This window comes from Desulfurococcus sp., assembly GCA_026626905.1.
GTDB lineage: Archaea > Thermoproteota > Thermoprotei_A > Sulfolobales > Desulfurococcaceae > Desulfurococcus.
On the sequence record JAPNUX010000008.1, the window covers coordinates 175,936 to 189,743 of the forward strand.

Sequence of the window (13,808 nt, forward strand, 5' to 3'; positions counted from 1 at the left end):
TTTAATTCTACCTGGATGTTCAATTCAGAGTATTGTTGCACGGGTTCGACACTTCTACAGTAACTACTACTAGCCTTTTTAACTGGAACTGTATGCAGGAGCACGCTTACATTATTAGCCTGGTATGGCTTGCAAACCAGAGTCTATGCTTATTCTCAAACTGCTACTATACTGAGTTAGAGAGGATCCGCTGGGTTTCACGACCTCTCGTTAAACCCCTAATAGTTTTAACACCCTTTACCCAACTAGGATTTATGCGGGATGACCGGGCAGAGACGTACTGAAATTATGATGTAGGTGGAGCGACTGGGACCCCTAAATACTCGTGAAGCCTCCTGTGGCCTAGCGTGGTGTAGACGTATAGGCAACTACATGTCGTAGGGGAGTGTTATCCGGTATTACTCTCAGCCAGCCGGCTTCACTAAATATACCTGCTGTTATAGCTACTTCGCCTAGGTCACCTTCAATAATGCATGATTCCTCGGTGACACGGCCTAGACGGCTGCATGCGTCAGCTACCAGCCTCCATAATCCTTCTCTAAGCCCTAATCCCAGGAGGATCCAGTCGCTTAAACTGCCTTCACTAGGTTCTCTGGGCTTCCCCTTAGGCTTCAAGTAGAACTTGAAGACTGATGTATCGATTACTTCCAGCGTGACAGGTCTTATGTCACCTTGGATTTCAGTGTAGATGCCGAAGCCCCCGTAGAGTGATGCGTTTACTGCTAGATCCAGTTCTATAAAGCCTGTTCTCGTGGAACCCTTAATAATGCTTCTACATGCTTCAAGACTTCTCTCAAACCATAATGCCTCCCTAATGTTCGAAACTACACGCCACTCCCCGCTCCTCCTGAGTAGTGAGACCCTAAGGCTTGCTACTGGCAGGACACTCCACCCGTAATAGCCTTCATGCTTGAAGGAACCTAGTATCACGATGAGAGGACAGCTGTAGAGCTCGTCGTACAGCCACATAGATACCCTCCTATCGAGACCCTAGGGATTAACTACCAGGACAGCTACTTTAAAATTGGAGTTAAGAGTGTAGTCGGTTTCTGCAGCGGCCTTGGAGATTAAATGGCCGGCTCGAGGAGGGCTCTACGAGTAGAGCCAGCGTGGAGGCGTATATTACTAGTAGATGAAGTTATAAACCTGTAGGCTTCAATCCCATTAGAGTAGAGGTTGGATTGGTGGTGGGTCTTGAGGTTTAAGGATTACGCTCTTCCAGCTCTAGTGCTTATAGCTCTACTTGTAGCCGGCTTTAATACTCCTACAGCTTTAGCTGAAGCCAGTCTAGCCAGCGTGAAGTACGTAGTCTACTATGATCCATATGGGAATGCCGGCTTCCTCTATGTGACACTAGTGCTTTCAGCTCAACCCGGGATTCTAGTCAATATATCGATTCCCGCTAGGATCTTTGAGGATTCATCACTCGAGCTACTCAACTATACTGGCAGCGGCGTGAGCTCCTTGATCGCTAAATACGATGATATTACAGGCCTAGCCCTAGTGCTGTGCGAGGTTAATACTACTTCACCAAGCCTCACAATGTACTTTTCTCTCACTAATGCTACAAGAGAGATCATCGCAGGCTCCTATACATCGACATTAAACTTGCTCTGGTATCAAGGAGGCAGCATGAACCTACAGGTTGAAGTATATCTTGCTGGAGTATTCAATGCCACTATAACACCACTTAGAGATTCTTCAAGCTATAGAGTCAATATCATTGATAATACAACTGCAATACTGTTTACATCACCAACAATGTACTTTATCGTTTTAACTACACCAGTAAGCATTATCACCCCTTCACCCACAACACCACCTCCTACTCTACCACCTGGGGTCACAGGGACTCCTACCACGACACCGCCCGGTGCGAGCCCTACTCAGACTCCCACTCTGCTTCCAGTACCGCAAGGTTCCCCCTGGGGGAACCTGCTCTTGCTGGCAGTAGTACTAGCTATCATAGCAGCGGTTGCAGCAGTATTCCTATGGAGGAGGAGTTATGTGGGGAAGATAGAGGTTGCCGATATAATGAGTGATACTGTTGCGAGAAGCATAATAAGGTTGCTGGGTGAGGCTAGTGGAAGCCGTCTAACACAGGCAGAGGTGACTAGTAGAACCGGATTCCCTAAATCCAGTGTTAGCAGGAGAATTAAGAGACTCGAGGAGGAGGGATACATTACAGTTGAGCGGACAGGTAAGTACAATTACCTGGAGCTCACACCTAAAGGATGGGAGGCGTACAAGAGGATTACGGGGAGGAAATGAGGGAGCCTAAACCACTATATGGCACTGGATTCTTTCATGTAAGGGAGACAGGCTGGATTGATGAGATAGTAGTATTCGACTACTATGACCCAGACCACTACTACTATAATCTAACAGTAGAGGAGCTTTCAGCTGAGAAGGAAAGGCTTGCAAGAAACATGGAGTTCTACCTGGACTTAGAGGAGGTAAAGCTTAATGGTAAGCCCTGCTTCCCGAGAGTCGTCAACGTGGATGTAGGCTTCCGGGGTAGCGTGGAGTACCCCTATGTGGTGTTCATGATATCATTTAAAGGCGAGCTCGTGAGAGGAGTAAACGTGTTTGAAGACGTGTACGAGGAGGAGGTAGCTGAGTACGGGTATAGAGTCTACTGGATTCTGCCACCTAGGGCTAGATTTATTGAAGCGGACGTAGGCGTCCCCTACACGATCACCGGTGGTGGTAGAATCCTCTCGTTTAGCGTTGAAGCTGGAGTAAGAGTTCGAGGATACGAGAGAATAGTATTCGAGGTTGAAAGATTAATTAGCTCCTAGAGCCTAGTTAAGCGTGGGATGATGTATGGGGACCTCCAATGAGTGGAGGTCGCCTGAAGAGTGATGTGGGGCCAAAGCGCTGATCCGCCTATGCGTCAAGCTAACTTGAAGCCTGTGATGAATACGTCATCGCATGATGCAGTGATGCCACCCGACCTCACTGAGGTGTTAAAGTGAGTACCCGAAGCCTCCTCTTGAAGTACCCTTTCATTGCTAGGCCAGGCGATCTAGGTATTGGAGACCTTGATCTACGAGTACTCGTTGAATCTATGAGCGATAGGCTACGCGAGGTTTTCCCCAGGGTGTTCAAGGACATCCTGGGTAAGAGAGCTGAAGTTAACCTGCAGTTTTTCGAGAGCAGTGATGAAAGTCTTGCATGCTACATGCTCCTCCTCGCTGTAGCTAAAGCACTTAATGACACTAGGCTTCTCAATAGAATCGCCATAGCGTATGCTAAGACTGCTGCGAGAACCCTGGTTAGGGAGAGTGGGCATGTAATCCGCTATATATCGCTTAGAGTAGGAGTGAACGTAGAGTTCACTGAGAGCCCTGATGAGAAGCAGCCGGCACGATTAGATATCGTAGAGAAACCTTCTAGGAGGCGTGTTAATGCTAGATTCAAGCCACTCCAGTACTCAATCCCGCTGCTAGACTACGTGAGGATAGTTGCAGAGAGGCTCTCGCAGAATCCAGCTTACAGCTTGGAGAATAATATAGTTGCTAACGGCAGAGTATACGTTGACGAGAAAACTATTACAAGGATACTTGAGGAAGCCATAGTAAGGCATGTTCTAGATCAAGCCGAAGAAGCTGTAGAGCTAGTTAACGGGCCGGTACTAGAAGCCTTCGTCAGCGAGGCTAGGAGAATACTGAATGAAGCAGGATGGTATAAGAAGGCTAGTCCAGGAAGCCTAGCCGAGACTATAGAGGGAGTTAACCCTGAAGCTCTCCCCCCGTGTATTAAACGAATTATAAGCCTGGTTGACTCAGGCGGGAACCCTAGCCACGAGGAGAGATTTAATCTAGCGGCATTCCTCGCTAACATCGGGTTAAGCATTGACGCGATCCTCGAGTACTTCAAGAAGACACCGGATTTCAATGAGAGGATCGCGAGATACCAGGTTGAGCATATTGCAGGGTTAAGAGGTAGCAGGAGGAAATACATGCCGTATAACTGTGAAAGCATGAAGTCAGCTGGAATATGCCCTGTAGATGGGCAGTGTAAGGGTGGAAGAAACCCTCTAGCTGTCTACAAGTATAACTTGAAAGCTATGCAGCGTAAGCCGGCTTCAAGAGCTTCTTAACAATCCAGTGCGCTATTGAGTAGGCTACATACAGTATCATTGAAAGAAGTAAGAGAGTGAAAACTAAGCTACCTAGGCTCGGTGCATTGAGGCGCGGTGGTATCCCTTTCTCCTCATCCCACCCCTTGCTACCAGATGTCATCTGGCTCGTGAAGTTAAGCCATACATTACTGCAGAGGCTTGGATTCCTACTGTAGTATACGTAAAGGCCTTCCAGCGTGCTGTACGTCTCCAGCTTGATATTCGAGTTTAAAGTAATATTAGGGTTGAAGGGCCCTGCAACCAGGTAGCATGCTGTAGGCTCGCTAAATGATAATAGTAGAGAGCTTGCTGAAACATTCGAAACACTTACAGGAGGCTTAGTGGATCCAAGGCTTGAATATATGATTATGAGGCTTGGATTACCCGTGGTATTAGCGACTTTGAGTTCGAGCACCAATCTATCTGTAAGCCCTTCGAAGATCCTCATGTAATTACTGAGTATTAATGTCAGTGAATACGAGTACGAGCTATCACTCATTCTCTCAGTGTAAGTATACGTGTAGTGTACTATGATACCAGTTAACGGCTCGAAGTAAGCGCTCCAGATGCTAGAGTTAAAGCGGCTTGGTGAGGGGTAGGGTTCACCGCCAACTATGTGAATAGCATCCACGTCGAGTCTTGTAACACCTACTACAACCCCCTTCTTAACGAGAGGTTCTAGGATTATCGACGCGTTTTTCACAGATAATGCTATAGGGGGTGTAGTGCACTCATCCCCGCTAAGATTAATGCTGGTATTCCACGATGAAAACTGCTCTACAGGTATATTCTGCGAGACCTGGCTAGTGCTAACTGAAGTCACGTTTACGTGCAGGCTGCACGTTAAGGGTTTAAGAGTTGCAGCATCTAGGCTAACTTCCCCGCTAACAGTATATTTAACTTCAATGGAGATATAGTTTAAGCCTGGGATAACTCCTTCAGCATACCTGCCTGTAGCCGTTAGCACTAGCAGTCCATCGTATTGGAGTTCTCTTACCACAATACCCTCGCTCCCTGATGCTACGGGGGTAAGCGATATCCCGGTGAGAAGCACTAAGATTAGCAGAGTGCAGGCTCTCCTATACATGGCTCCATACAACCAAGCATAGAATGAGGAGGAGCTGGGTAAAATAGTTTCAGCATGCTATGTAGAGTGCTCTCTTCGAAGTAAATTAATTAGGTGTAGTTAGGATCACCTAACCTGGTGGTCTACGTGGAGTCGCCAGAATACCCAATATCTCACACCTCAACTGTCATATACGCGAGGCTACCCGATGGTAGTAAAGCTTACATAAAGTACAGTGTAGAAGGCGGCGTCATGAAGCTTATTTCAACCTACACGCCACCACAGTATAGGGGCAAGGGGATTGCAGCTAGACTCATGGAGTATGCTCTAAGATTAGCGAGAGAGAATAAGTGGCTGGTTGAACCAATATGCAGCTACGCTGTATACTACTTCATGAAGAACCCCGGTGCTAGAGACGTGCTCTTAGATAAATATAAGGCTTTAAGCACTGAGGAGTGGAGAAAGCTTTTCGAAGAGGCTTTAGCGAGGGAAAAAGAGAGTGAAGGTAAGAGTTAAGTACATGCTATGGCTGAAGGATAAAACCGGTATCAGCGAGGAAATAGTGGAAGTAGATGGAGAGTGCAGTATAAGAAGCCTGCTCTCCATGCTAGGTGGAAAGCATAGTGGTCTCGCCAGGTACATTGAAGGTATACTAGAAGGGAGATCTGAGATAATCGTGCTGCACAACTCGAAGACCCCGGCTAATGGCTTAGAGAGCATTCTCAGAGATATGGATGAAGTAGTCTTAATACCCTCTGTCTCTGGAGGAATATTTTTAAATGGCGTGACATGAATACAGGGTATAGTTGACTGCTCACAGGTGGCTTAACTTGAGGATACCTAAAGTAATAGTGACCTACTGCCCTAGGTGCAGGACTCACACAGAGCACAGCGTCACAATATATAAGCATGGAAAGAGGAGGAGCCTGGCTGAAGGAGAGAGACGCTACTCTAGAAAGAAGAAAGGATACGGCTCGAAGAGGAAGCCGGAGCAGAAGAGGTTTGCAAAGGTAACTAAGAAGACAGTCTTGAAGCTGAAGTGCCAGAAGTGCGGCTACATAATTCACAGAAAGGGATTGAGACTTAAGAAAGCTGAGCTAGTTGAGGTGGGTAAGTAGTGAGGAAGAGACGGATACTAATACCTGCACCAAGAAGCCGGTTCTACAAGGTGGTATGCAAGGTCTGCGGAGCCGAGAACATAGTGTTCAGTCATGCAACCTTCCCGGCTAGATGTAAAGTCTGCGGTACACAGCTCGTAGAGCCTACTGGAGGGAAAGCTAGAATACTCAGAGATAGAGCTGAAATAGTTTCAGAGCTAGGCTAGCATCCCCGTAAAGATTTTAAATAGTTCCACATTAATTAAACAGAGTATGCAAGCTACTGGGGGTTAAGGCTTTGAGTAGGGATCAGCTTGTCGGAGTAGGTCTTCTAGTAGCATCAATTATAGTGATATTAGTCTACGCATACATATTATTCTTCACTGAGTACTCATGGCTACTCGTCCAGATAACCCTGATAATAGCTGTTGCAGGAGTCTTCGGGATACTAGGGTGGATAGGGTACACGCTGGCTACAACACCACCACCAAAGCCCATCGAGGAGATAGAGAAAGAGATTGAAGCAGAGTTAAAGAAGCTTCAAGAAGAATCCACCAGCCAGTCAACTTAAACCAGAAGAGTCCAGCGTGTTTAAGAGGCTACAAGATAGATCAAGTTGATTTTAAACTACTTTTCAAAGCCTTCTATTCCTCCTATAGAAAACCTGCTGTCTTCTTCATAAGGCTACTGTCAAGTTACACATCTCGCCGGGTTGCTCTCGGAACTAATAGTTTAGCTTACACTTCTACCCGTGTATCTCGATTTAAAGTACCCTCCTCTTCTACACCATTACTGTATTTGATGGATTTAGTACTTTTTATAAAGCCATGTGAGCATTAAGCCATTTGACTATATACTCGACTACACTCATCCAATCATGCTCATTGAGTACCTCGTGACGCATTCCCTCGTATACTTTTAACTCTTTATCTTTAACTCGTAGCTCTCTGTAGAGTTTAATGCTTCCCTGTGGAGGAATTATCTTGTCGTCGCCTCCATGTATCACTAATATGGGTGTTTCTATCTCCCCAATCTTCCTCCATATGCTTTTTGAAGCCTTGTAGAGCTCGTAGATTAATCTCAGTGAAGGCTTCTTCAAGACTAGGTTATCTGACATGTATTTCTCGCCGACACTTGTATCACTTGATAACAGTTCTGGTTTTATTGGAAGGTCTACTCTAGCTTTAGGCTTGAAGAAAGCTACAAGAGAGAGTAGTGTTCTCTGGAGAACCGGGTATTCGATTAGCGTGGCTGCACCAGTAACCACTGCGGCTTTAACACGCTTCTCCTTCTTCTCGGCGAGGTAGTGGAGTACTATTAGTCCTCCCATGCTATGACCCAGTAGCGCTAGATTACTGGAGCCTGAATCCAGGGAAACGTAGTCTATGAACGAGTCTAAGTCGTCTAGAAACTCGCTGAACCTATCTATGTAGCCGGCATCGCTACCCTGGGCAGTCCTCCCGTGACCTCTTAAATCATGCATGTAGAATGCATAGCCGTGCTTGGCGAAGGCTTCACCTACATGACTGTATCTACCGCTATGCTCAGCAAAACCGTGCACACCAATAACAACACCTCTCACTACTTCCTCAGGTATCCACGCTCTGTAGAAAGCCTTCAACCCCGAGGAGAGGCTCGCAAACCCCTCTTTATACACGGTGGGTAACACCATCACTATTACTTAAGTGAATCATCAATTATTTAAATTCAACATACAGCTTGTTCTTCAACCTTGTATACGGGATGCATGCTCCTAGATATGATATACTAGAAAAACAAATGGTAAGGTGGGGGGTGCTAAAAATTAACCGAAAATGCTTACGAAGAATACCGCTCCTAGTATTCCTCCTATAATAGGGCCAACAACAGGAATCCAGGCATATCCCCAATCGGAATCTCTTTTTCCTGGTATAGGAAGAATAGCGTGGGCTATGCGGGGGCCTAGATCACGAGCTGGGTTTATAGCGTAGCCTGTGGGGCCGCCAAGAGAGAGGCCTATACCCCAGACAAGGAATCCTACGAGTAGCGGTGCAATATCAGGGTTAGATACGCTTGCCCCGATGGCAAGTACTCCGAATACTAGCACGAAGGTACCGATGATCTCTGAGAGCAGGTTAGTTGCATAATTCCGTATTGCTGGTATAGTGCTAAAAACCGCGAGCTTGAGGTTCTTATCCTCTGTGACCGCCCAGTGGGGTAGGTAGTGAAGCCATACAATTACCGCTCCCAGGAATGCACCAATCATCTGGGCTGCTATGTACCCTGGGACTTGATCCCACGGGAATCTACCTATCGTAGCTAGAGCTATCGTTACAGCAGGGTTTATATGTGCACCACTTATCCTTCCAACAGCGTAGACAGCTATAGCTACAGCCAAACCCCACCCTGTGGTAATAACGATCCATCCTCCGCCTTCGCCTTTAGACTTCTTGAGTAGAACTTCGGCTACCACGCCATCACCTAATATTATGAGTATCATAGTGCCAATGAGTTCCGCTATGTATGGTGACAGCATATTTATTCCACCTTACATTTCATACCTGTTACTTGTATGCCGATCCTTATATACTTTACTATATGTACGAATCAGTTAGCGTGGAATAAAATATTACAATCATACAAAGGCTACATAGATACATATAGATACATAACTAATATAAAATTTATAAAGGATGGCAGACACAATATTATAGCAGGGTTGTCTATGAGTGGGGAATACATTCTCGCAATAGATCAAGGTACTACTGGTACTAGAGCTATCCTCTTCAATAGGGAAGGTTTACCTGTAAGCATGGCGTACAAGGAGCATAGGCAGATATACCCGAAGCCCGGCTGGGTTGAGCATGATCCACTAGAGATATGGATTAACACTAAGGCTGTCGTTAGCGAGGTAATTAAGAGTAGTAGGGTGAACCCCAAGGAGATCCAGGCTATCGGTATCACCAATCAGAGGGAGACAGTGGTAGTATGGGACCCAGAGACCGGTCAACCTCTTCACAACGCTATCGTCTGGCAGGATAGAAGAACAGCTAGAGAAGTCGACCACTTAAGGAGCACATACATGGATACAATAAAGTCTAAGACAGGGCTTGTACCTGACAGCTACTTCTCTAGCGTGAAGATATGGTGGCTCCTCGAGAACGTTCCAAACCTAAGGGAGAAAGCCGAGGGAGGCCAAGCGATAGCTGGAACCATAGACACATGGATTATATGGAATCTGACAAGGGGGTCTCGCGACGTCTTAACACCTGAGAGAAAAGGAGCGCATGTCACAGACTACTCGAATGCGTCGAGAACCATGTTATTCAACATTCATAAGCTTGAATGGGATGACGAGCTACTCGAGATACAGGGGAGAATTCCGAGATCCCTTCTCCCGCTTCCACGCCCCTCTAGTGATAGAGAATTCTACGGGTATACAGGCCCGGATGTAAGCAGTGAATTATTCAATGGCCACTCAATACCTGTGACAGGAGCAGCCGGGGATCAGCAGGCAGCTCTCTTCGGTCAGGTAGGATTCGAGCAAGGCGACGTGAAATGTACTTACGGGACAGGAAACTTCATATTAATGAACATTGGTAAAGAGCCGCGTTTATCGAAGCATGGATTACTCACAACAGTATACTATAGCTTGAAGCCGGGTGAAGCTTTCTACGCTCTTGAAGGAAGCATCTTCATTACCGGTGCAGCCATACAGTGGCTGAGGGATGGATTGAAGCTCATAGAGGTCTCACCCGAGGTAGATCCTCTAGCTGAGTCGGCAAAGGATACGGGAGGAGTATACTTCGTTCCAGCGTTTGTAGGGCTAGGTGCTCCATACTGGGATCAGTATGCTAGAGGCCTCATAATAGGTATAACACGTGGCACTGAGAGAAAACATATAGCTCGAGCAGTAATAGAATCTATAGCCTATCTTACAAGAGATGTAATTGAAGCCATGGTGTCGGATACAGGCTTGAAGATAGAGGTATTAAAAGCTGATGGAGGGGCCTCGAAGAGCAATATTCTCCTCCAGTTCCAGGCGGATATACTGAACATTAAGGTTGTTAGACCATTAGTCTACGAGACTACATCGCTTGGAGCTGCATATCTTGCTGGCCTTGCTGTAGACTTCTGGAAGGGTATTGACGAGCTACGCAAGTATTGGAAGGCTGAGAAGACCTTCACGCCTCAAATGGATAAGGAGACACGGGAGAAGTTGTATAGTGGATGGAGGGCTGCTGTTAAAAGAGCGCTCGGCTGGGCTAAAGAAGTACCATGGGCTTACGGGTACTAGCAGAACTCTAAATATGAAAAACTATTTTTCCCTTTTCTCCCTCAATGCGTTATGAGGTATTGAAGCCTTACTGCTGGAGGGGTTGGAAGCTTGAGAGTTCTTGTGATTGGAGCAGGAGTTATAGGCTTATCGATCGCGAGAGTTCTAAGCATGTATAATGGATTAGATATTATTGTCGTCGAGAGAGAACCTGATGTTGGATGGGGGGCTAGTAAAGCCAACACGTCTATTATTCACCCAGGCCATGAAGAAGACCCCGACCTACACCCTCTAAGAGCTAAGCTATGTGTTGAAGGCAATAAGCTCTGGAGGAAGTGGGTTGAAGAACTAGATATCCCCTCTAAATGGCCTGGGGAACTCATGGTTTTCACGAATAGTGATGAAGAGAAAGAAGCGTTAAGGTATGTTGACCTCGCTAAGAGTAACAATGTGCCTGGTGTAAGAGTACTCTACGGAGACGAGTTAAGAAGGCTTGAGCCCTCAGTGAGTCCTTCAGCTATTGGAGCCGTGTATGCTCCATCCGCTGGTTTAATATCGCCTCCTGAAGCTGTGATCGCTCTAGCCGAGAACCTCGTGGAGAACAATGGGAGAATTCTAGTACATACAGAAGTAAATCGCGTCGTAGTCAAGAATGGTAGTGTAGAGGGTGTCGAGACAAACCGGGGTTTCATAGAAGCTGATATAGTGGTTAATGCTGCAGGCATCTACGCGGATAAAATCTCTCATTCAGCAGGTGTTGAATTAGACTTCAAGATCAAGCCTAGGAAAGGCGAGTACGTGATATTTGATGAAGACACTCCAGTTAAACCAACCAGAATCCTCCATACAACCCCCACAAAGATAACAAAGGGAGTATACGCTATTACAACAGTTGGAGGCGAGCTGTTAATAGGGCCGTCTGCAGTAGACCTACCATACGAATCCAAGGAGGATACGTCTACAACACCAGAAGGCATAGAGTTTGTCCTCAAAGAAGCTGGCAGGCTCCTGAGAGAAGTCCCCCCGAGGGCGCAAGCCATTAGAACTTATGCTGGTTTAAGACCTGAATCCCCCGGGGGTCAATGGCTAATAAAAGCATACGAGGAACCCTGGGGGTTCGTAAATGTTGCTGGGATAAGATCGCCTGGGCTTACAGCTGCACCAGCTATAGCATACTATGTCAGAGACTTAATATCGAAGACCTTTGAAGTCAACCTAGAACCGAAGAGCAACTGGAAACCCTACAGAAAGGGGATTACAAGGCTACGCGAGAAAACGCTTGAAGAAATAGATGAGTTAATCAAAGTAAACTCGGATTACGGTGAAGTACTCTGTAACTGTAAGATGGTTTCAAAAGCTGAGGTTATTGAAGCCGTAGAGAGAATAAAGGCTATTGGAGCTAGAGTAACCCTTGATGGGGTGAAATTTAGAACAGGAGCTATGACTGGTAGATGCCAGGGATCCTTCTGCCGGTTGAGAATAGCTAAACTCATCGCTGAACACGAGGGCATCGGGATCCACGAAGTTATAGTGAAACGGGGAAGCTATGGTCTAGGAGATATTAAAATGCTGTTAAAGGAGGGGGTTCAGGCTTGAAGATCCTGCAGCATGATGTAGTAGTAATAGGTGGAGGGCCAGCCGGGATAGCAGCAGCCATTAAAGCCTCACAGCTAGGCTTAAGAACAGCTTTAATAGAAAATAGAGATATACTAGGTGGCATCCCATTCCAATGCATTCACCCCGGGTTCGGAGTACACTACTTCAAAGAGGATTTAACTGGGACAGAATTCATCGACAGGCTACTCAAGAAACTAGAGGAGTCTAAGGTAGATGTCTTCACGAGAGCTTATGTTCATTCAATAGAGGTTCCCGCGTATAACGAGAAGATCGTGAATGTGGTATCAAGGAGTGGAGTCTTGAAGTTTAAAGCCAAGGCCATCATCTACGCGACAGGTGCTAGAGAGAGACAAGTATTCGAAATAGGCGTAGCCGGTGATAGACCAGGCTCGGGAGTCTATACTGCAGGTGAAGCCCAAGCATTAATGGATGTATACGGTGTTATACCTGGAAAAGAAGCGGTAATAATAGGGTCGGGTGATGTAGGCCTTATTGTAGCTAGAAGACTAGTTCTCGAGGGAGCCAAAGTTAAAGCTGTTCTAGGAAGGAGCTTGCATCCTGGAGGATTAATGAGAAACATTATTCAATGCGTAGTAGACTTTAACGTGCCACTACGCTTGGGTTATACTGTCGAAAGAATAATGGGAAGGGACCGCGTAGAGAAGGTAAAGATAGTTAAAGTAAGCGGGGAGGGAGCTGGACAAGAATCATTCGAGCTTGAATGTGACACTGTCATAGTTGCAGCTGGACTAGTACCAGAAGTTAGACTACTTGAGAGAATTGGTGTCGTAATAGACCCGGCAACTGGTGGCCCGGTAGTCAATGAATTCCTTGAGACAAGTATACCAGGGATATTTACAGCAGGTAACGCGCTAGTTGTAAATGACCTAGTCGACTATGTTGTAGAGCAAGGTGAGCTGGCCGCCGAGGGGGCGAAACTCTTTGTGGAAAGGGATGGATTGCCATCAATCTCCTGGAAGAAGTTCAATAGGGGAAGAAACATCAGGTTCATTGTGCCACATTACGTTAGCGGGGAGAGAGATGTAGTAGTATACGCGAGGGTTTCAAAACCTGGGGATGATGTACGGGTATCAATACCAGAAATAGGGTACTTCATTAAGCTTCCTAAAGTCAGGCCAGCTGAAATGCTTAGACTATGGATACCCAGAAGACTCTTATCGAAGACTACTAGCAGGGAGTTAACATTAGAGGTGGAGAAAGCTTGAAGACCATGGAGATTGTCTGCACTGTCTGCCCGGTAAGCTGCTCTCTCGCTGTAACAATATTAGATAATGGAGAAATACGTGTAGAGGGGGCTAGATGTCCGAGAGGCATAGAGTATGGTAGGCAGGAGGTAATCCAGCCACGAAGAGTAGTCATGACAGTTATCAAAGTCCGAGGCGGAAATACTCCAGTAGTCCCGGTTAAAACAAGTAAACCTGTGCCCAAAGAGTGCATTGAAGATGTAATAAAAGCTACTCTCAACATCGAGCTTGAGGCTCCAGTAGAGATAGGTGAAGTAGTAGTCCGTGATATATGTGGAGCTGACCTAGTTGCTACGAGACGAGTTGAAAAAATATAGAGGTGAGCTCTTTACTCACCAATACAATATCTGTGAATTATACTCAACTATTTCTCTAGCTGGAC

The 13,808-nt window shown here is 46.2% G+C and carries 15 protein-coding genes and 1 pseudogene; 12 read left to right on the top strand and 4 right to left on the bottom strand.

Going from position 1 to position 13,808, the window contains the following annotated elements:
- Nucleotides 1-342: 342 nt before the first annotated feature.
- Nucleotides 343-969 carry a hypothetical protein gene (locus tag OWQ48_07005; GenBank protein MCY0868945.1) on the bottom strand — a complete coding sequence of 209 codons (627 nt, stop codon included), beginning with the start codon at nt 967-969 and terminating at the stop codon, nt 343-345.
- 225 nt (nt 970-1,194) lie between these two features.
- Between OWQ48_07005 and OWQ48_07010 the strand changes: the two genes are divergently transcribed.
- The 3 genes from OWQ48_07010 (at nt 1,195) to OWQ48_07020 (ending at nt 4,105) form a co-directional block, all read left to right on the top strand.
- Entirely contained in the window at nt 1,195-2,271 is a 1,077-nt protein-coding gene (locus OWQ48_07010; protein MCY0868946.1) for a winged helix-turn-helix domain-containing protein, read from the top strand.
- Nucleotides 2,268-2,801 (top strand): hypothetical protein, encoded by a 534-nt coding sequence (locus OWQ48_07015; GenBank protein ID MCY0868947.1) that lies wholly within the window; start codon nt 2,268-2,270, stop codon nt 2,799-2,801. The genes OWQ48_07010 and OWQ48_07015 overlap by 4 nt, the downstream gene beginning before the upstream one ends.
- A gap of 173 nt (nt 2,802-2,974) precedes the next feature.
- Entirely contained in the window at nt 2,975-4,105 is a 1,131-nt protein-coding gene (locus tag OWQ48_07020; protein ID MCY0868948.1) for a DNA primase, read from the top strand.
- On the opposite strand, the gene OWQ48_07025 is transcribed toward OWQ48_07020, so the two are convergent.
- Nucleotides 4,071-5,225 carry a hypothetical protein gene (locus OWQ48_07025; protein MCY0868949.1) on the bottom strand — a complete coding sequence of 385 codons (1,155 nt, stop codon included), beginning with the start codon at nt 5,223-5,225 and terminating at the stop codon, nt 4,071-4,073. The two genes, OWQ48_07020 and OWQ48_07025, sit on opposite strands and share 35 nt — an antisense overlap.
- 114 nt (nt 5,226-5,339) lie before the next feature.
- Here OWQ48_07025 and OWQ48_07030 point away from each other — a divergent pair, with 114 nt between their 5' ends.
- From OWQ48_07030 to OWQ48_07050, 5 genes are all read left to right on the top strand, one after another.
- The gene (locus tag OWQ48_07030; protein ID MCY0868950.1) at nt 5,340-5,708 is read left to right on the top strand and encodes a GNAT family N-acetyltransferase; all 369 of its coding nucleotides are present in this window, start codon (nt 5,340-5,342) and stop codon (nt 5,706-5,708) included.
- A complete protein-coding gene (locus tag OWQ48_07035) occupies nt 5,692-5,985 on the top strand; it encodes a MoaD/ThiS family protein (protein MCY0868951.1) in 294 nt (97 codons plus the stop codon). Before OWQ48_07030 ends, OWQ48_07035 begins: the two co-directional genes overlap by 17 nt.
- Before the next feature lie 37 nt (nt 5,986-6,022).
- Nucleotides 6,023-6,310 (top strand): 50S ribosomal protein L44e, encoded by a 288-nt coding sequence (locus tag OWQ48_07040; GenBank protein ID MCY0868952.1) that lies wholly within the window; start codon nt 6,023-6,025, stop codon nt 6,308-6,310.
- A complete protein-coding gene (locus OWQ48_07045) occupies nt 6,310-6,516 on the top strand; it encodes a 30S ribosomal protein S27e (protein ID MCY0868953.1) in 207 nt (68 codons plus the stop codon). The genes OWQ48_07040 and OWQ48_07045 overlap by 1 nt, the downstream gene beginning before the upstream one ends.
- 71 nt (nt 6,517-6,587) lie before the next feature.
- A complete protein-coding gene (locus OWQ48_07050) occupies nt 6,588-6,860 on the top strand; it encodes a transcriptional regulator (GenBank protein MCY0868954.1) in 273 nt (90 codons plus the stop codon).
- Nucleotides 6,861-7,106: 246 nt separating this feature from the next.
- Here OWQ48_07050 and OWQ48_07055 read toward each other — a convergent pair whose 3' ends face one another.
- Entirely contained in the window at nt 7,107-7,946 is an 840-nt protein-coding gene (locus OWQ48_07055) for a lysophospholipase (protein MCY0868955.1), read from the bottom strand.
- A gap of 168 nt (nt 7,947-8,114) precedes the next feature.
- Nucleotides 8,115-8,801 (bottom strand): annotated as a pseudogene (locus OWQ48_07060) (aquaporin family protein).
- Between the two features lie 192 nt (nt 8,802-8,993).
- Between OWQ48_07060 and glpK the strand changes: the two are divergent.
- The 4 genes from glpK (at nt 8,994) to OWQ48_07080 (ending at nt 13,743) form a co-directional block, all read left to right on the top strand.
- Nucleotides 8,994-10,565 carry a glycerol kinase GlpK gene (gene glpK / locus OWQ48_07065; protein MCY0868956.1) on the top strand — a complete coding sequence of 524 codons (1,572 nt, stop codon included), beginning with the start codon at nt 8,994-8,996 and terminating at the stop codon, nt 10,563-10,565.
- Between the two features lie 90 nt (nt 10,566-10,655).
- Nucleotides 10,656-12,140, top strand: a complete 1,485-nt coding sequence (locus OWQ48_07070; GenBank protein ID MCY0868957.1) for an NAD(P)/FAD-dependent oxidoreductase — start codon at nt 10,656-10,658, stop codon at nt 12,138-12,140.
- A complete protein-coding gene (locus OWQ48_07075; GenBank protein MCY0868958.1) occupies nt 12,137-13,387 on the top strand; it encodes an FAD-dependent oxidoreductase in 1,251 nt (416 codons plus the stop codon). Before OWQ48_07070 ends, OWQ48_07075 begins: the two co-directional genes overlap by 4 nt.
- A 5-nt stretch (nt 13,388-13,392) precedes the next feature.
- Complete coding sequence (locus OWQ48_07080; GenBank protein ID MCY0868959.1) at nt 13,393-13,743, top strand: DUF1667 domain-containing protein; 351 nt, start codon at nt 13,393-13,395, stop codon at nt 13,741-13,743.
- Nucleotides 13,744-13,808: the final 65 nt, after the last annotated feature.